This window comes from Phyllobacterium sp. TAF24 (genome assembly GCF_052113785.1).
Taxonomy (GTDB): Bacteria; Pseudomonadota; Alphaproteobacteria; order Rhizobiales; family Rhizobiaceae; genus Phyllobacterium.
The window spans coordinates 1-16184 of the sequence record NZ_JBFRDN010000032.1 but is presented as its reverse complement, the minus strand read 5'-3'; the positions used below and the strand labels follow the sequence as shown (position 1 = coordinate 16184).

Here is a 16184-nt window from a genome sequence, read left to right as displayed (position 1 = left end):
TTTGCAAAAAATTGCAGTATCATTGTCGAAATCTCGTCAGTTCAAACGTCCTTGGCTTTAAGGAGCGCATAGTCCATCAAATCCATGGCGCTTCTCTTGATCGCAATGAGGAGTTACATGAACATGAATACTTCCTATCGTTGGGTCATCGTCGCTTCAGGCGCATTGATGACATGCGTTGCTCTCGGAGCAATGTTCTCGCTGGCAATTTTTCAGGAACCCATCGCATCGGATACCGGCTGGTCGCATGTCGGTATTTCCACCGCGATGACACTCAATTTCATCGTCATGGGAATTGGCGGTTTCTTGTGGGGTGCAGCAAGTGATCGCTTTGGTCCGCGCATTGTTGTCCTCATCGGGGCTGTACTTCTGGGGCTGGCGCTTGTGCTTGCAAGCCGTGCGGGGTCGCTTCTCCAGTTTCAGCTGACCTACGGCATTCTCGTTGGTCTCGCCGCCAGCACATTTTTTGCACCAATGATTGCAGCCACGACCGCATGGTTTGATACGAATAGAAGCCTTGCCGTCTCGCTGGTCTCTGCAGGTATGGGTGTTGCGCCAATGACCATATCGCCGTTCGCGCGCTGGCTCATTACAGCCTATGATTGGCGAACTGCCATGCTGATTATCGGTATTTCAGCCTGGGTTCTGCTCTTGCCAGCAGCGTTGCTCGTCCGCCGGGCACCGGTCGAGCCCAGCGAATCCAATACCACTTTATCTGCTCAGAGTGCTGCCCCATCACTGTCAAAAGTATTCAAGTCGCCACAGTTTCTTGTGCTCGGCTTTACTTTCTTTGCTTGCTGCGCTGCCCATTCAGGGCCGATCTTTCACATGGTGAATTATGCCACTATCTGCGGTATCGCACCGATGGCGGCGGTCAGTATCTATAGTGTGGAAGGATTGGCCGGCCTTGGCGGTCGTCTCCTTTATGGCGGACTGGCCGACCGGATCGGGGTGAAGCCTGTCCTGATTGCCGGACTGCTGGTGCAGGCCATTGTGCTGGCCGCATATCTCTTTGTCAGTCAGCTGGGTGAATTCTATGCGCTCGCAGTGATTTTCGGCAGCGCCTATGGCGGCGTGATGCCGCTCTATGCCGTACTTGCCCGGGAATATTTCGGCCCGCGTATCATTGGGACGGTCTTCGGCGCTGCGACGATGCTCTCAAGCATCGGCATGGCATTTGGACCACTTATCGGCGGCTGGATATTCGACAACTTCAACAATTATTCCTGGCTTTTCATTGGCTCGGCACTGGTTGGACTGGGAGCTGCCGCTATCGCACTTGCATTCCCGGCATTGCCAGCGAAAAACAAACCGGCATTTGATGCCGCATGATCGTATGATCACGCACCGGTAAATACACGTACCGTTTTTGAATAAGTCCGGCCGACGCGGATTTCACTGCCGTCGGCCAGAACTGCAATCAACGCTGAAAAAGGTGCCTGTTTCAATTTGGCAATGCAGCTCCGGCGAACAATTGCGCTCCGGTGGATTCGAATAAACTCGGAGATATCAAGCCGCCGTTCCATGGACGCAAGGCTTTCGTGGTGAAGAAAATGCCTGTCGCTGGTGTGGATGCGGACATAATCGCGTTCCGCTTCTATCCAGTTTATCTTCTCCAGCGGAAGCCGGATGGAATCGCCGTGATGCTTGATCCAAAGATCAGTATTTCGCGGTTCGTCCTTACGCAAAGCTTGTCGTAACGCCGCAATAGTTTCCTGCAGCTCTTCGACATGTTCCACGCTGCTGCGTGCTTCGACAGCCAAGCGGGCACGGACCAAAGCGGAATGCAATCGGGAAGGCTCAATGGGTTTGGTGACATAGTCGACGGCGCATGCATCAAAAGCCCGAAGAGCATGGTGATCAAACGCTGTCACGAAGATCACAACAGGCACGTTTGTTCCCAATTGTTCTAGCACATCAAAGCCGCTGCCGCCTGGCATCTGAATATCAAGCAGCATAATATCCGGTGATAATTCGGCGGCACGCTCATAGGCCTGACGAACGTCGCCAGCCTCACCTATTTTCCGGAACCCCTGGATCGTCTCCAGCATGCGCATCAGTCGTCGGCGCGCCAAAGGTTCATCATCTACAATCAGGACGGAAAGCTCTTTCATGCGAGCCTCAAAGGCATGGTCAAGGAGGCCCTGAACCGGCTTGGCGCCACATATCCTGCGACGCACGAACCCGCGCCCGGAAAGCGTGTTTCAATGCGATGGGCCACATTTTTCAATCCGATCCCCATACCTTGCATACGGCTCTGCCTTGGGGTCTCTGAAACATCATTTTCGACCGAAAGGTTCAAGACCTCACCGACACGACCAGCGCTGATCAGAATCTCGACCATGCCGGGCTTGTCACTGACCCCATGCTTGACGGCATTTTCGATAAGCGGTTGGAGAATGAGGCTTGGCACAAGGGCGTTCTCCAGTTCTTGTGCCACATCGACACGCACTTTCATGCGGTCTGAGAAGCGTTCCCCTTCGATGTTGAGATATCCGGTTTGCAATGTCAGTTCTTCCGCCAGCCTCACATCGTTAAGGGGGTCAAGTTCGAGCGTGGTGCGTAAAAATGAAGAGAGCGACAAGACCATGCGACCTGCTCCAACGTTGTTTCCTTCCTCAACCAGACCCGCGATAGAATTCAACGTGTTGAAAAGGAAATGCGGATTCACCTGATAGCGAAGAGCACGCATTTGAGCTGACAGGGCCTCTTCACGCGATGCCGCCAGCCGCCGTTCATTCTCGCGTATCTCAAAGCTGTAGAGTAGAGCAACGAAGAGGCAGGACCATCCCAGAAAAAGGGACATGCCATAAACAAGTGTATAGCCAAAATTGGTCCAGTTGAACACCGCCACCTGAGGCAGAATACACACCAAATATATAATGAAATCAACAACTGCGCCGATTGCCGCTGCAACCAGAGCCAGTGCAAAACAGGTCACTATTTTAACTGCCAGATGCACATTGTGTAGCTTGTAGATGACAAATGAAATCGCCAGCGTCATGCCGATTCCATACAGCATTAAAACGAATTTACCCGGAGCGGCCTCCATTGGATCTACGCCGAGAATTCCCCACATGATGCTGCTGATGATAAATTCGGTTGCCCAATAGCAAATGCCCAACCAAAGCGTGGCACGGCGTACGGTGTCGCTGTAATAGCTGCCATTTGGCAATGTCGCACTGTTCGCCTGTTCCATATGTCTTTATCTTCCAACGCGTCCTTTCTGTCGAGAACCGCTCGTCGATCAAAATCAGCCGTTCGTAGAAAAGCCGCGCGCTTCGTCCGGTGGTGTCGCCATTCGTAGAAAGCTGAATTCTTACCGGTTTTGGGTTTGCTATAGCGCCGCAGATAGGTGCTCGCCGGAGCCAATACGAAGGGCATCCCCCGCTCTTGGTCGAAGCTTCATTGCTTGTGGAATAAATGTGACGGACCGATCAGAAAAAAACCGAACGATCATAGCTGACGATCATCCCTTGTTCCGCGAAGGATTGCGCCGGATTGTTCAGCGTCTGTATCCATTTGCCGAGATACAGGAAGCGGGAACCATGGAGGAGATGCTTGCACTGGCACGCACCGGACCGGCGCCACGCACATTTATTCTTGATTGGGTTTTTCCCGGTCTTGACCCAACCAGATCAATCGCAGAGCTGCGGCAGGAATTCAAACATTCCTCCATCATCATTCTGTCAATGCTGGATGATGCGGCCACAATTGATCGGATTGCGGGTATGGGTGCGAATGGCTTTATCAACAAAGCTGTTATGCCTGACGAAGTGAGTGCCGCCATACGCAGCATTGAAGATGGTGAGTTTGTTATCAAGCGGTCGTCATCAGTAATGCCGCCTCCCGCTGGCCGCCGGACCGACATCTCTTTCCTGACGGCGCGGCAACGCGAGGTTTTACGCTTGATCACCGAAGGAAAGACCAACAAGGAAATTGCCCGGAAACTCGATATTTCGCCTTATACCGTCAGTATCCATGTTTCCGCTCTCTTGCGTGTTCTAAGTGTAAGTTCAAGATCGGCAGCTGCGGCAAAGGCAGTCCTTGCGGGATTCGACAGTCGCGCATAATTTGCATGAGATTTGCTGACGGTTGTTCGATCCCAGTTCATTTTTGGTAATCATTTCATTCCCAAACAAACTCCAAGGACTTGCAGTGCCAAAGCTGAATCGCTTTATGATACATAGTATCGAGCGTGATCTTTGGTGCGAAAGGGCAGGACGAATAAATGAATGCCCAACCCTATTTGTTTGTTGTGTTTTTTTGTCTGGTCGCTTGTGGTGTCGGTCTGACTTTCTGGCTCATAATCACAATGTTTCGCGCCAAGCAACGGCAAGTGGAACGTGAGGGTCTCACGAAGCTGCCGGATGGCGGGATAAATGTGCCTCTGGTCGCTGCCTTTGGTGGATGGAAATATGTAGTCTGGATCGCCAGGACCAGTTCGTCCATTGCACCCTTGCTGGTATTGCATGAGAGCGATCTGGAATACAGGGTGATCCGTCTGAAGCGGCAGCCTTACACGGACGTGTCTGCTGTGGATCTGCGCACCACCATCGGCACAGTGAATATTGTTTTTGAGTTTCGGGCATCCATCCGTACATTTGCTGCCAATACAGCCAGCCGCCGAAATGCCATGGAAGCTCTCGCAATATTGAAAGGCAAAGGGTGTCCCTTGACCGCAAGAGCCGAAGCTCTGCTTGCGACAAAGGAGATCAATTCCAAATGACGCGCCGTACAGAAATCGTCGTTTATTATGCCGCTATTGGTAAGCTTGCCGAACAAAATCGATGGATCGAGCCGCATCTGGCGATTCAATCCATCTGATTATTGCTTATACTCAATGGGGACTGGCTGTTGGCCGGATAATGATTTCACTCACATCAACGTCTTCCGGCTGACTGATCGCATAGAGGATAGCGTTAGCAACGGCCTCGGAGCTGATCGTAATTGCGCGCCAGGCTTTCATGGCGTCGCGGGCCAAAGGATCGCTGATGTTGTCGGCAAGTTCCGATGTCGTCGTGCCCGGCGAGATGATCGTTACCCGCAATTGATCCGTTTCCTGTCGCAGCCCATCAGAGATCGCGCGGACTGCGAATTTGGTCGCGCAATAGACTGCCGCTGTTGGAGATACACTGTGACCGCCGATGGAAGCGACGTTGATAACATGGCCAGAGCCTTGCCTTTTCATATGGGGTAAAGCGGCCGCTATCCCGTACAGCACGCCTTTGATGTTAACATCGATCATCTGGTCCCACTCATTGACCTTGAGTGCTTCAAGTGGGGAGAGGGGCATAACACCCGCATTGTTGATAACAACGTCCAACCGGCCAAACTCCGATTTGGCGAAATCCACAAAGCCCTGCACATCTGATTGATCGGTAACATCCAGCCGTCTTGTGCGAACTGTCCCTCCAGCTTCGGAGATTTCTCTGGCAAGCTGCTGCAGGCGATCAACACGACGAGCGCCGATGACGACATGAGCACCCGCCGCCGCGAGTATCTTTGCGGTGGCTTCGCCGATGCCGCTGCTTGCCCCGGTTATGGCAACAACTTTTCCTTTAATATTCGACATTTTATACTCCACTTATTTTGGATTGCTTGAGGTTGTGGCTTGCGTCATTTGCGGTGGAGGATCATGCCGCCATGCTGGAGGGTGTTGGCATCAACGAAGTCACCATCGGCGGTAAAGCCGGTATCGTCCCAATACTCAATGTGATTGCTGGATACTTCGTAACGGCCCTGATAGGCACTTTCCCGGCCACCCCGCGCTTCGTCATAGCGTCCATTCGGCAGAAGCTCGTGGCGTACATGACCGTCATCAGTGATCCATAGTCCAACATAAGGGTGTTCTGGCATTGTCTTCTCGCTTGTCTGTTGATGTCTCGGTAGCGCTTTGCTCGTGGTTTCTCCCGATGCGGGCATGACGACCGCACCAATCGTTATTAAAGCGACCAGGAGACCGAGCGCTGCATTGGTGGAAGGCTGTGCAACCATTGTTATGCTCCTGTGGTTGGGATCACGGGATCGAGGTGGCTCCGCGTCTCCCGTTGCTGATAAATATGAAATACCGCTCCCCTCTGGTGAGATCGAGTTGCTAATCCAGAAGAGTTTGGTTAGTAAATATAACCAATGATGGATGATCTCGAAGGTATTTCGGTATTTCTCGCAGTGGCCGAAGCGCGGAATTTTCGCATTGCGGGCGAGAGGCTCGGCGTTACGCGATCAGCGGTGAGCCAAGCGCTGCAGCGTCTCGAAGATAGGGTGGGAGTGGCTCTGGTTCAGCGCACGACCCGCAGTGTTCGCCTGACCGAAGCGGGTGAAATATTCTACGAGACGGTTCGACCTTCGGTGACGCAGGTCGGCAGCGCCTTGCAGGCCCTACGCGAGATGCAGAGCCGCCCGAGTGGAATGTTGAGGATCACCGCATCCTCCATCGCAGAGAATTTTTTGTCTGGCCCACTTCTCGCTGGATTTCTGGAAGCCTATCCGGACGTAAGATTAGACATCACGATCACTGATGATGAATTCGACATTGTTGAAGCGGGTTTTGATGCGGGTGTCCGGCTCGGTGAAGTTATCGAGCAGGATATGATTGCAGTGCCTGTTTCATCGGAACAGAAGCAGTGTGCAGTTGCATCTCGCGAATATCTGACACGCCGTGGCAGTCCGGAGCACCCGCGCGATCTTTCCTCCCATATATGTATTGGATGGCGGCCGCGCCCTGATGCAGCACCCTATCGCTGGGAGTTTGCGGAGAATGGCCGTGATTTTGATGTTGCAGTTGATCCTGCAATAACCACCAACGATATGGGAGTAATGATCCGCATGGCATGTGCTGGCGCGGGTATCACCTTCGGCATGACGGAGACGTTCCAGCCATATATCGCTCGAGGAGAGTTGAAGCCCTTGCTGGAAGACTTTGGTCCGCCATTTCAGGGTTTTTACCTCTATTATCCCAAGCGACAGCGGCAACCTTTGAAACTTCGGGCACTGGTCGATTACATCCGCAAATATCGTAAGCTTTAGCCTAACACGCCCATCGCGCTTTTGCAGATAAGGGTCTCACATCCGTCGCCGGGATTGAGTCAGCGACAACGGATAACGCACCGGGTGATATGCCATGGAGCTGACGTTAACCGGTCGATATTCATTGTCGTAGGCGATTTGATCAAGCGTAAGGACCGCCGCTGGGAGATCCAGTTGCAACAGCTTTGCCTCCTGTTCGGATGCAAGCCGCGCACTCAGGGTCGATTGACCCCGCGTTGGAACGACGCCGTAACGGGTGTTGAATTCTGCATAGAGCGATCTGTTTCCATTGTTCCAGTCAATATCGAGAATTCCGGGCGCGATCGCTTCGGCAAACCAGTCCCGCTGCACCACAACAGGCAAATCGTCCAGAAAGCGTAACCGCTCGATGAAAACAACATTCGAGCCGGCGGGCAGAGAAAGCGGTCGTGTAATATCCAGATCGGCCTGAATGACCGCGCCCGTCAGCAATTGCATCCCCGGCTTGCGGTTATTTGCTTCAGCGGTCTCTGTAAAACTACGGACAATCTCGATTTCATAGGTGGGCTTTGGTTCTGTGACGTAAATGCCTTTTCCTGCGCGCGTCTGAAGAAACCCGAGATTCTCCAAGTCCTTTATCGCCTGTCGCACGGTAATTCGGCTCACCCCATACAATTGAACGAGTTCACGCTCGGACGGGAGTTTGTCATTGAGTTGCAGTTGCCTGGCATCGATCATGGATTTCAGGATGATGCGCAATTGAACGTAAAGCGGTTCCGGATGATTGCGATCTATCAAGGTGCCACCGGGCGGCGCTGTCATTGCCATCTCAACTCTTTGCTTTCCTGGATTTCGGTATCCATCGTTCAGATTGCACCTTCGCCAATTCAATACAAGCTGCTGGAAAATTTGCCTGTGAATGCCGCCCTGAAGCCTGGAATTCCAAGTTCGAAGATTGTTGGTTTCGATTGATTGACATAACTGGTTATAACCAGTACCGATAGCACAGTTGGAGCATTGGAGCAATCGATGAAGCTTGCGTTGGTTGGTGGTGGCGGTGTCCGCGCGCCGTTGTTTGTAGGGTCAGCGCTAAGGCGTGCGGAAAGAAGCGGCCTGACGGAAATCTGCCTGCAGGATATCAACGAAACGAAGCTCGAACTGTTTGGCCGGATCAGTCAGGAACTTGCGCGCCGCAGCCAGTCGCCGGTCAAGATTTCCACGACAAGTGATGCCGAGAGGGCACTTGAAGGCGCAAGCTATGTGGTGACGACGGTGCGACCGGGCGACGAAGAGGGCCGCATCAAGGATGAGCGCATTGCCTTGTCCCATGGCGTACTCGGGCAGGAAACCACAGGGCCCGGCGGCTTTGCCATGGCTTTGCGCAGTATCCCCGTGATCTTGAAATATGCGGAACTATTGAAGAAGGTCAGCCCGAATGCGTGGCTTTTCAACTTTACCAATCCCGCTGGTCTGGTCGCCCAAGCGCTGCAGGACGAAGGCTATCATCGTACAATCGGCATCTGTGATGGTGCAAATGGTGCCCAGGAAGCGCTGGCGCGCTGGTTCAAGGTTCCCCAAAACGATGTACACGCGGAAGTGGCCGGGCTGAACCATCTTTCCTTCACACGCAGCGCCAAAATCAACGGTAAAGAGGTGCTGCAGCCGCTTCTCGATGACGACAGCTTCTTGAGTGCAACATCGCAGCGCATGTTCGATGCAAAACTGATCCGTCATCAGCGCAACTGGATCAATGAATATCTTTATTATTACTATTATGCCGAAAAGGCAGTGGAGGCCTTGAATTCTGATGAACGCACGCGCGGTGAAGAGGTCAAGGATCTCAATAAGGCACTGATGGCGACACTGGGTACGATCAATCTCGACACCAGTGCGGATGAGGCGCTGGCACGTTATTACGCCTATGAACGCCGGCGCAGCGCCACCTATATGCATTATGCGCTCGACGATGCGCCAACCATGGAAGAAGCCGATCATCTGGCCAACGTTCCTGCAGCGGGGGATCATGGCGAGGAGGGGGAAGGTTATGCGGGGGTAGCGCTCAATCTCATAGATGCCCTGCAAACAGGAAAACCTTGCTATAGCGGGCTGAACGTTCGCAATGAGGGCGCTATCGATGGATTGCGTGCGGATGATGTGGTGGAGGTTAGCTGTGTGGTCGACAAGGATGGAATAAGGCCCGTGAAGATGGGGGCAATGCCGGAAGCGCAGTTCCAACTCGTTCAGAATGTAAAGCGCTACGAGCGTCTTGCGGTGCGGGCGATCAGGGAACGCAGTCGCGATGTCGCGGTAGAAGCCTTGATGGCCCACCCGCTGGTCCTATCCTATTCCCGGGCGGTACCGCTCGTGGATGAATATCTCGCCGCGCATGCACAGTACGCAGGAGAGTGGAAGTGACCGCAAAGGCCTCTCAATCGCTCTATGACGTGATGGTGGTCGGCGAATATTACTTCGACCTGATCTTTCGCGGTTTGCCTGACGTGCCGAAGATTGGTGCTGATCTTTGGGCGAAGGAATTTGAATGGGTCCCCGGCGCTGCATTTTCGACAGCCCTTGCCCTGACGAGGCTCGGCACAGAGGCCGGCTGGTGGTGTGCATTCGGCAATGATGTGTTCAGCCAGATGATTATCGAGGAGGCGCGGCGTGAGGGTATCGACGAAGGGCTTTTCATACATTTCCAGAAACCGTGGCGTCGTCTCAGTTCTGCTTTCTCGTTCACCCATGACCGTGGCTTCATCAGCTACAGCGAAGATCGCGATCCGAGCCCCCTTCCTGCGGACCTGGAGCGTATACGGCCTCAAATTCTACTCTTACAGGGCTTTTCACTAGCGCCGGAGCGTCTCGCACTCGTGGATGCCGCCCGGCGGCTTGGCATCAAGGTCTGTTCCGATTGTCAGCACATTGAAATGGATTTGTCTGCACCGGGTTTGATTGGAGCCCTTCGGCAGATCGATGTGTTCCTGCCTAATGAGAGCGAGGCGAAGGCGCTGACGGGTGAGAGCGATATCAACGCCGCGCTGAAGATTCTCGCGCAGTATTGCCCGACTGTGGTGATCAAATGCGGTGCCGATGGTGCAATCGCTTCGGAAAACGGGCAGATCTACCATGTTCCTGCTCTGGCTGTAGACGTATTCGATACCACAGGGGCTGGAGATAGTTTCAATGCCGGCTTTGTGCATGGGATGTTGCATGAACCGGATTTTTATTCGGCGCTCGAAGTCGCAGTCATTTGCGGCTCGCTGGCAGTCACCGGTTATGGCGGCCGCAATTTACCCTTTCATTCCGATCTCGACCAATATCGACGGCGCAGAGCCGCGATCTAATTCGCTTCAATAAACAAGAAAAGCAGGGAACGATCATGAAATATAAATTGAAGGCACTTGCAGGTCTCGCAGTTTTGGCAATGGCGGCGGCATTACCCGCAAAAGCTGAAACAATCTCCATGTTCTGCTCAGCGACCGATTATGAACTCTGCGAGGAGGGCGCACAGAAATGGGCAAAGTCATCGGGCAATGAAGTCAAGATTAACCGGACGCCACAAAACCTTGACGATGCCATTCCGATCTACCAGCAATTGTTTGCTTCAAATTCCCCGGATGTCGATCTGCTCTATGTGGATGTCATCTGGCTCGGTATGATGAAAGATCATTTCGAAGATATCAGCAAGCTGGTTCCAGAAGCCGAAGTAAAGGCGCATTTTGCATCTGCTGTCGAGGCGGCGCGCATTGATGGCAAGCTGCTTGCCATGCCTTTTTACATCGATACCGGATTGATGTTTTACAGGAAGGATCTTCTGGAAAAATACGGCAAACAAGCGCCAAAGACCTGGGATGAGCTGACAGCAACTGCCAAGGAAATTCAGGATAGCGAACGCAAGGCAGGCAATGCCGATATGTGGGGCTATTCATGGCAGGGACGCAGCTATGAAGGGCTTACCTGTGATGCCATGGAATGGATGGCTTCGGGCGGTGGCGGAACAATTCTTTCCGACAAGGGCGTTGTTACGGTCAACAACCCTCAGACACTTGCCGCATTGACACGGGCGAGGGGATGGATCGACACGATTTCACCGAAGGGCGTCCTCAACTATGACGAGGAGAGCTCCCGGGCACTCTTCGAAAGTGGCAATGCGGTGTTTCATCGAAACTGGCCCTATGTCTGGGGTACGTCGCAGGCTGATGGCGGCAAGCTTGTAGGCAAGGTCGGTGTGTCGGCGCTTCCTGTCGGCGCTGAAGGCCAGAAGTCCAGTGGTACACTGGGGACAGCCTATCTTGCCGTTTCCAAATATTCGAAGAAGAAGGAAAAGGCCGCTGATCTCTTGCGTTATATGGTTGGTCTGGAAGATCAGAAGATGCGAGCCATAAAGGGCGGCTATAACCCGACGGTCGAAGCCCTCTACAGCGATGCGGATGTGCTTGCGAAAATTCCTTTCCTCCCAATGGCAAAAAGCGCATTTGAAGAATCTGTCGCGCGTCCATCGGCGGTTACGGGGAAGGATTACAATCGTGTCTCACGTTCTTTCTACCGCTCGGTCCATGATATCATTTCGGGAACCGGGGACATTGGTGCGGAACTGGCGCAGCTGGAGAAGCGGCTGAAACGCGATGTGAAGGCCAACTAAGTTTCGGAATCGCAGATATTGCCAGCCTGTCTCTCCGGCGGGTTGGCAAATATTGCAAACAGTGGCCGAAGAATATCCAGGGACAGTGAAATGGCATCCGTCACTCTGAAGGAAGTAAGCAAAAGCTTTGGCGCATTCGATGTCTTGCAGTCGATCGATCTGACAATTGAAGACGGCGAGTTTATTGTCTTCGTTGGTCCTTCCGGCTGTGGAAAATCGACCCTGTTGCGGGCGATTGCGGGCCTTGTGCCTGTTTCCAAAGGCGATGTTTTTATCGGAGGCGAGCAGGTTACTGATGTTCCCGCGTCAAAACGCGGTATCGCCTTCGTCTTTCAGTCCTATGCGCTCTATCCGCATATGAATGTGGCGCGAAACATCAGCTTTGCCCTCGAAACTGCGCGTATGGCCAAGGCTGAAATCCGCCAGCGCCTGACGAGAGTGGCAGACATGTTGAAGATCGGCCATCTCCTGGATCGGCGGCCGAAGCAGCTTTCGGGTGGGCAACGCCAGCGTGTCGCCATCGGGCGGGCTCTTGTCAGTCAACCGCAACTGTTCCTATTCGACGAGCCACTGTCAAATCTTGACGCCGATTTGCGTATGGAGATGCGGTTCGAGATTGCCAAACTGCACGCCGAGATCGGCACCACGATGATTTATGTCACGCACGATCAAACAGAGGCCATGACACTGGCCGACCGGATCGTTATTCTCAATCATGGACGTATCGAGCAGGTTGGAACTCCGCGCGAGCTTTATGACCGCCCCGCAAATCGGTTTGTTGCCGGTTTCCTTGGAAGTCCGCGCATGAATTTTGCACCCGTACATACTGATACGTCTTCCGGTCTTTTGCATGGGCCCTCCGGCTTTGTTTTTGCAACAAGCGGCACCGGAAATTCTCAGCCTGTGACACTCGGGCTGCGACCGGAGGCGTTGGAAATTATCGAAGCCGGAACAGCTCAATCCATTAGTGGCACCTTTGAAAGAGCGGAAGACCTAGGCTACGAACACATCGCCTATGTTCGTCTGTCTGATGATCTGGTGTGGACAATTCGTTCGACGGAGCCTCTTTCGGGACATGCGCCCGGGCAAGCCGTCGGATTGGGTTGGCAGATCAAAGATCTTTATCTCTTCAATGAGGCTGGGATACGTGTCGACGTTGAAGCGGCACGCGGTCCCGTCGTGGCTGTGCAAAGTTGAGGATGGGCATTCCAATGCGCAATCGGGAAACGAGGACAGCATGGCTTTTTCTTCTACCGCTTCTCGTGGCACTGGCGGCTGTCGCGGTTTGGCCGCTTGTACGCAATGTGTATTTTTCCTTCACCAATGCCTTTCTGGACAATCCGTCTGAGTACAGCTTTGTTGGTCTGCAAAATTTCATAACCGTCATGGAAGATCCGGTTTTCTGGGGTGCCGTGACGAATACCATGATCTTCACACTGATATCCGTCAGCTTCGAAACGGTGCTCGGGTTCGGCATCGCGCTTCTCTTGCACCGCGCCTTTGCTGGACGTGGTCTGGTGCGCGCCGCCATTCTGGTGCCTTGGGCGATGCCGATGGTTGTGTCGGCCAAGATCTGGGAATGGATGCTCAATGATCAATTCGGCCTGATCAACAAGGCGCTTATCTGGCTGGGCTTTCTGGACAAAGGTATCGCCTGGACGGCAGATTCATCTCTCATCCTCGGTACAGTCATCTTCATCGATATCTGGGTTACGACACCGTTTATGGTGCTTCTCATTCTTGCCGGATTGCAACTTATCCCGGAGGAAATCTATGAGGCTGCCGAAGTGTCCGGCGTGCCGGCCTGGAAACGATTATGGTCGATAACCCTGCCATTGGCGGCCCCTGCAATCGGTGTCGCCGTTCTCTTCCGCACGCTCGATGCACTGCGCATGTTTGATCTGAGCTATGTGATCGCCGCCAATAACGAAAAAGCCATGACGATGTCGATCTATGCGCGTGACCAGCTTATCGGGTTTCAGGATCTTGGCGTCGGTTCTGCGGCTTCGACATGGGTGTTTCTGATTGTCGGGCTGATTGCCATCCTGATTGTCAGCCTGTTGCGGCTTGACCGGAGCACGGCATAGTGACCCAAACATCTGACCGTTACTCGAATAGAACATATCGCAGATTGAAGGCCCTCAAGCGTATCGGTCTTTATGCTGGCGTCACGCTCGTTCTCATCTATATGCTGTTTCCATATTATTGGGCGATCATTTCCTCCACAAAAACCCGTGAGAGCCTCTATAGTTTCAGTCTGGTGCCGTCGCTTGATTTCAGCAACTATATCAGCCTGTTCAACAATCCCATCTTCATGGGTGCGATCGTCAATTCGGCGATCATTGCCATTTCCAGCAGCGTTTTATCGCTGGTTATCAGTCTTTTGGCGGCTTACGCGCTTGGGCGTCTGCATTTCAAGCTCAGCCGGATCATTCTCATCTGCGTTCTGATGATTTCAGTATTTCCACAAGTGGTGGTTCTTTCCGGCATGTTCGAGGTCATTGGCTGGCTCGGATTCTACAATCGACCTGCGGCTCTCATCTTTTCCTATCTGTTGCTGATCCTGCCCTTTTCGACCTGGGTTCTGACGAGTTTCATTCGCGATCTGCCTGTTGAGCTTGAAGAGGCTGCGTTGATTGATGGATGTTCGCGGATGCGGATATTGACGCACGTCCTGTTGCCGCTAATGGGTCCGGCCATTGCAAGCACCGGTCTGCTTGCATTCATTCTTGCCTGGAATGAGTTCCTGTTTGCGCTGACATTCATCCTGACTGATGAGAACAGAACGGTTCCGGTTGCCATCGGTTTGCTGACCGGCAGCAGCCGTTATGAGTACCCGTTCGGGCAAATTATGGCGGCATCTGTGACTGTCACGTTACCCCTGCTCATTCTCGTTCTTATCTTCCAGCGGAAGATCGTCGCGGGACTGACATCCGGAGCCGTAAAAGGCTGACCGAAGCATGTCAAATGCATGCTGAATCGATCAGGGGTGTCCCTGATTATTTCTATGAGATAGGATTCTCCTCGTTTCAGGGATCGCTCAATTTTGCGAGATTCGCATGACTGAGTGTGAAAAACCGCAGGCGCAGAAACGATAGGCATGGCAGTATGACAGAACTCCTTACTCCCGAGGCACTTTCAACCCTTTTTCAAGTTGTTATGATGGATCTGGTTCTGGCCGGAGACAATGCGGTGGTCATTGGTCTGGCGGCTGCCGGTTTACCGCGCGAGCAGCGAAACAAGGCCATTCTTGTCGGGATTATTGCTGCCACGGTACTGCGGATTCTTTTTGCCACCGTCGCCAGCCAGATGCTGCAGATCATTGGTCTTCTTCTTGCCGGCGGCATTCTCCTGCTGTGGGTGTGCTGGAAAATGTGGCGTGAATTGCACAATGGCAATGCAGACGACGTGGATATTGACGGTACACTGGATGAAGATACGGCCTCAGGTGAAAAGACCGGGCGTAAAACATTTGCTCAGGCGGCTTGGCAGATTGTCATTGCAGATGTGTCGATGTCACTGGACAATGTGCTGGCGGTAGCGGGCGCTGCACGCGAGCATCTGGCTGTTCTGGTGTTTGGCCTGATATTGTCCATTGCCCTTATGGGGCTGGCCGCAAGTTTCATTGCGCGCCTGCTGCAGAGATATCGCTGGATTGCTTACATTGGCCTTGCGATCATTCTTTATGTCGCTTTGGAAATGGTCTATCGCGGAACCCTCGAAGTCCTGACTTATCTGCATAGTTAGTTGATAGGCTTTGGGGGGAAGGTTTTTCTGTTCGTTACCTCAGAAGTTCTATCGTTCTGTTGAGTGCGGGCTCGAAACCCTTGAGGGATATGGAGAACGTAACGTCCTTTTCGGTGTCACTGGCGAAGGCTCCAAGATTCAGGACTTTTCCCTTACGCAAGACTTTGGTGGTTGCATCGGTGAAAGTCAGCGGGACAATGCAGCCTGAGGGAATACAGGTCCGGAATCGTGAAGGTTTTCCTGCAGGATTGTCGTCAATGCGGAACGTGACACCTTTCTCAAGGTAAAGGCCAAAGGGCATGGCAAGGTTGCCTTTCAATCCCGTATCACCGTCAGGCACGAACTCTATTGTCAATACGCGCTGCCCTCCCTTGTGCATCTGTTGCTGTGACAGGGCACAACGACGTGCACCGCTCTCCTGAACTGCACAATTTACGCTCCAATCCTCGTAGGTTTCGGAAAGGGAGGAGGGGGTGGCAACCGGTTTGGCTTCGGTCTGGGCATAAAGCGGAGTGGTGGCAAGCAAGCTTGCCACCACTCCATAGATCACATTCTGCAAACGCATCAGAATTTCACGCCAAGCTTCGCATCGACGGCATTTTGCGTAAGACCCGAGCCATACTGGCCCGTATAGGTGAGACCCAGTGTTGCCCGGCGGCTGAGCTTGACGTCAACGCCAGCTTCAACCATCGCCGTATCCTCGGCAATCGGCACACCCGCCACCGAGAAGCCATTGCCGGTGGCAAAGGCAAGCGTCCGAGAAGCCATTGCCGGTGGCAAAGGCAAGCGT

Annotated in this window: 19 protein-coding genes; 12 read left to right on the top strand and 7 right to left on the bottom strand. The window is 53.2% G+C overall.

What is annotated here, in order from left to right:
• Positions 1–123: 123 nt before the first annotated feature.
• On the top strand, positions 124–1332 hold the full coding sequence (locus tag AB4Y96_RS21810; protein WP_441919891.1) for an MFS transporter: 1209 nt from the start codon (positions 124–126) through the stop codon (positions 1330–1332).
• A gap of 8 nt (positions 1333–1340) precedes the next feature.
• Here the strand turns inward: AB4Y96_RS21810 and AB4Y96_RS21805 are convergent, their stop codons facing one another.
• The gene (locus AB4Y96_RS21805) at positions 1341–2114 is read right to left on the bottom strand and encodes a LytR/AlgR family response regulator transcription factor (RefSeq protein WP_441919845.1); all 774 of its coding nucleotides are present in this window, start codon (positions 2112–2114) and stop codon (positions 1341–1343) included.
• Positions 2111–3199 (bottom strand): sensor histidine kinase, encoded by a 1089-nt coding sequence (locus tag AB4Y96_RS21800; protein WP_091885829.1) that lies wholly within the window; start codon positions 3197–3199, stop codon positions 2111–2113. The genes AB4Y96_RS21805 and AB4Y96_RS21800 overlap by 4 nt, the downstream gene beginning before the upstream one ends.
• Positions 3200–3425: 226 nt before the next feature.
• On the opposite strand from AB4Y96_RS21800, the gene AB4Y96_RS21795 reads away from it, so the two are divergent.
• Positions 3426–4073: a LuxR C-terminal-related transcriptional regulator gene (locus tag AB4Y96_RS21795; RefSeq protein WP_441919843.1), complete on the top strand. Its 648-nt coding sequence runs from the start codon at positions 3426–3428 to the stop codon at positions 4071–4073.
• Positions 4074–4231: 158 nt separating this feature from the next.
• Complete coding sequence (locus AB4Y96_RS21790; protein ID WP_441919841.1) at positions 4232–4729, top strand: hypothetical protein; 498 nt, start codon at positions 4232–4234, stop codon at positions 4727–4729.
• A 111-nt stretch (positions 4730–4840) separates the two neighbouring features.
• Here AB4Y96_RS21790 and AB4Y96_RS21785 read toward each other — a convergent pair whose 3' ends face one another.
• A complete protein-coding gene (locus AB4Y96_RS21785; RefSeq protein ID WP_441919839.1) occupies positions 4841–5575 on the bottom strand; it encodes an SDR family oxidoreductase in 735 nt (244 codons plus the stop codon).
• A gap of 44 nt (positions 5576–5619) precedes the next feature.
• Complete coding sequence (locus AB4Y96_RS21780; protein WP_441919838.1) at positions 5620–5997, bottom strand: Atu4866 domain-containing protein; 378 nt, start codon at positions 5995–5997, stop codon at positions 5620–5622.
• A 135-nt stretch (positions 5998–6132) separates the two neighbouring features.
• Here AB4Y96_RS21780 and AB4Y96_RS21775 point away from each other — a divergent pair, with 135 nt between their 5' ends.
• Positions 6133–7029 carry a LysR family transcriptional regulator gene (locus AB4Y96_RS21775; protein ID WP_441919837.1) on the top strand — a complete coding sequence of 299 codons (897 nt, stop codon included), beginning with the start codon at positions 6133–6135 and terminating at the stop codon, positions 7027–7029.
• Positions 7030–7065: 36 nt separating this feature from the next.
• On the opposite strand, the gene AB4Y96_RS21770 is transcribed toward AB4Y96_RS21775, so the two are convergent.
• The gene (locus AB4Y96_RS21770) at positions 7066–7830 is read right to left on the bottom strand and encodes a GntR family transcriptional regulator (protein WP_441919890.1); all 765 of its coding nucleotides are present in this window, start codon (positions 7828–7830) and stop codon (positions 7066–7068) included.
• On the opposite strand from AB4Y96_RS21770, the gene AB4Y96_RS21765 reads away from it, so the two are divergent.
• The 8 genes from AB4Y96_RS21765 to AB4Y96_RS21730 all read left to right on the top strand — a co-directional run bounded on the left by AB4Y96_RS21765 (position 7789) and on the right by AB4Y96_RS21730 (position 15394).
• Positions 7789–7980: a hypothetical protein gene (locus AB4Y96_RS21765; RefSeq protein ID WP_441919893.1), complete on the top strand. Its 192-nt coding sequence runs from the start codon at positions 7789–7791 to the stop codon at positions 7978–7980. The two genes, AB4Y96_RS21770 and AB4Y96_RS21765, sit on opposite strands and share 42 nt — an antisense overlap.
• Before the next feature lie 57 nt (positions 7981–8037).
• The gene (locus tag AB4Y96_RS21760) at positions 8038–9423 is read left to right on the top strand and encodes a family 4 glycosyl hydrolase (protein ID WP_441919835.1); all 1386 of its coding nucleotides are present in this window, start codon (positions 8038–8040) and stop codon (positions 9421–9423) included.
• Positions 9414–10349, top strand: a complete 936-nt coding sequence (locus tag AB4Y96_RS21755) for a carbohydrate kinase family protein (RefSeq protein WP_441919833.1) — start codon at positions 9414–9416, stop codon at positions 10347–10349. Before AB4Y96_RS21760 ends, AB4Y96_RS21755 begins: the two co-directional genes overlap by 10 nt.
• A 35-nt stretch (positions 10350–10384) precedes the next feature.
• Complete coding sequence (locus AB4Y96_RS21750; RefSeq protein ID WP_441919832.1) at positions 10385–11647, top strand: ABC transporter substrate-binding protein; 1263 nt, start codon at positions 10385–10387, stop codon at positions 11645–11647.
• Positions 11648–11737: 90 nt separating this feature from the next.
• Positions 11738–12844, top strand: coding sequence for an ABC transporter ATP-binding protein (locus tag AB4Y96_RS21745; protein WP_441919830.1), 1107 nt, complete (start codon positions 11738–11740; stop codon positions 12842–12844).
• Positions 12845–12858: 14 nt separating this feature from the next.
• Entirely contained in the window at positions 12859–13734 is an 876-nt protein-coding gene (locus tag AB4Y96_RS21740) for a carbohydrate ABC transporter permease (RefSeq protein WP_162700261.1), read from the top strand.
• Between the two features lie 44 nt (positions 13735–13778).
• Positions 13779–14600 carry a carbohydrate ABC transporter permease gene (locus AB4Y96_RS21735; protein WP_441919828.1) on the top strand — a complete coding sequence of 274 codons (822 nt, stop codon included), beginning with the start codon at positions 13779–13781 and terminating at the stop codon, positions 14598–14600.
• Positions 14601–14755: 155 nt separating this feature from the next.
• A complete protein-coding gene (locus AB4Y96_RS21730; RefSeq protein WP_441919826.1) occupies positions 14756–15394 on the top strand; it encodes a TerC family protein in 639 nt (212 codons plus the stop codon).
• 34 nt (positions 15395–15428) lie between these two features.
• Here AB4Y96_RS21730 and AB4Y96_RS21725 read toward each other — a convergent pair whose 3' ends face one another.
• A complete protein-coding gene (locus AB4Y96_RS21725) occupies positions 15429–15959 on the bottom strand; it encodes an invasion associated locus B family protein (protein ID WP_441919824.1) in 531 nt (176 codons plus the stop codon).
• A partial coding sequence (locus AB4Y96_RS21720) for an autotransporter outer membrane beta-barrel domain-containing protein (RefSeq protein WP_441919823.1) occupies positions 15959–16184 on the bottom strand: 226 nt, incomplete at its 5' end. The genes AB4Y96_RS21720 and AB4Y96_RS21725, both read right to left, overlap by 1 nt.

Bases quoted from the DNA above. Each gene is read 5' to 3' on its own strand.
- AB4Y96_RS21810 (WP_441919891.1), top strand. From the start codon at position 124: ATGAATACTTCCTATCGTTGGGTCATCGTCGCTTCAGGCGCATTGATG.
- AB4Y96_RS21805 (WP_441919845.1), bottom strand. From the start codon at position 2,114: ATGAAAGAGCTTTCCGTCCTGATTGTAGATGATGAACCTTTGGCGCGC.
- AB4Y96_RS21800 (WP_091885829.1), bottom strand. From the start codon at position 3,199: ATGGAACAGGCGAACAGTGCGACATTGCCAAATGGCAGCTATTACAGC.
- AB4Y96_RS21790 (WP_441919841.1), top strand. From the start codon at position 4,232: ATGAATGCCCAACCCTATTTGTTTGTTGTGTTTTTTTGTCTGGTCGCT.
- AB4Y96_RS21785 (WP_441919839.1), bottom strand. From the start codon at position 5,575: ATGTCGAATATTAAAGGAAAAGTTGTTGCCATAACCGGGGCAAGCAGC.
- AB4Y96_RS21780 (WP_441919838.1), bottom strand. From the start codon at position 5,997: ATGGTTGCACAGCCTTCCACCAATGCAGCGCTCGGTCTCCTGGTCGCT.
- AB4Y96_RS21775 (WP_441919837.1), top strand. From the start codon at position 6,133: ATGATGGATGATCTCGAAGGTATTTCGGTATTTCTCGCAGTGGCCGAA.
- AB4Y96_RS21765 (WP_441919893.1), top strand. From the start codon at position 7,789: ATGATTGCGATCTATCAAGGTGCCACCGGGCGGCGCTGTCATTGCCAT.
- AB4Y96_RS21770 (WP_441919890.1), bottom strand. From the start codon at position 7,830: ATGACAGCGCCGCCCGGTGGCACCTTGATAGATCGCAATCATCCGGAA.
- AB4Y96_RS21760 (WP_441919835.1), top strand. From the start codon at position 8,038: ATGAAGCTTGCGTTGGTTGGTGGTGGCGGTGTCCGCGCGCCGTTGTTT.
- AB4Y96_RS21750 (WP_441919832.1), top strand. From the start codon at position 10,385: ATGAAATATAAATTGAAGGCACTTGCAGGTCTCGCAGTTTTGGCAATG.
- AB4Y96_RS21745 (WP_441919830.1), top strand. From the start codon at position 11,738: ATGGCATCCGTCACTCTGAAGGAAGTAAGCAAAAGCTTTGGCGCATTC.
- AB4Y96_RS21740 (WP_162700261.1), top strand. From the start codon at position 12,859: ATGCGCAATCGGGAAACGAGGACAGCATGGCTTTTTCTTCTACCGCTT.
- AB4Y96_RS21730 (WP_441919826.1), top strand. From the start codon at position 14,756: ATGACAGAACTCCTTACTCCCGAGGCACTTTCAACCCTTTTTCAAGTT.
- AB4Y96_RS21725 (WP_441919824.1), bottom strand. From the start codon at position 15,959: ATGCGTTTGCAGAATGTGATCTATGGAGTGGTGGCAAGCTTGCTTGCC.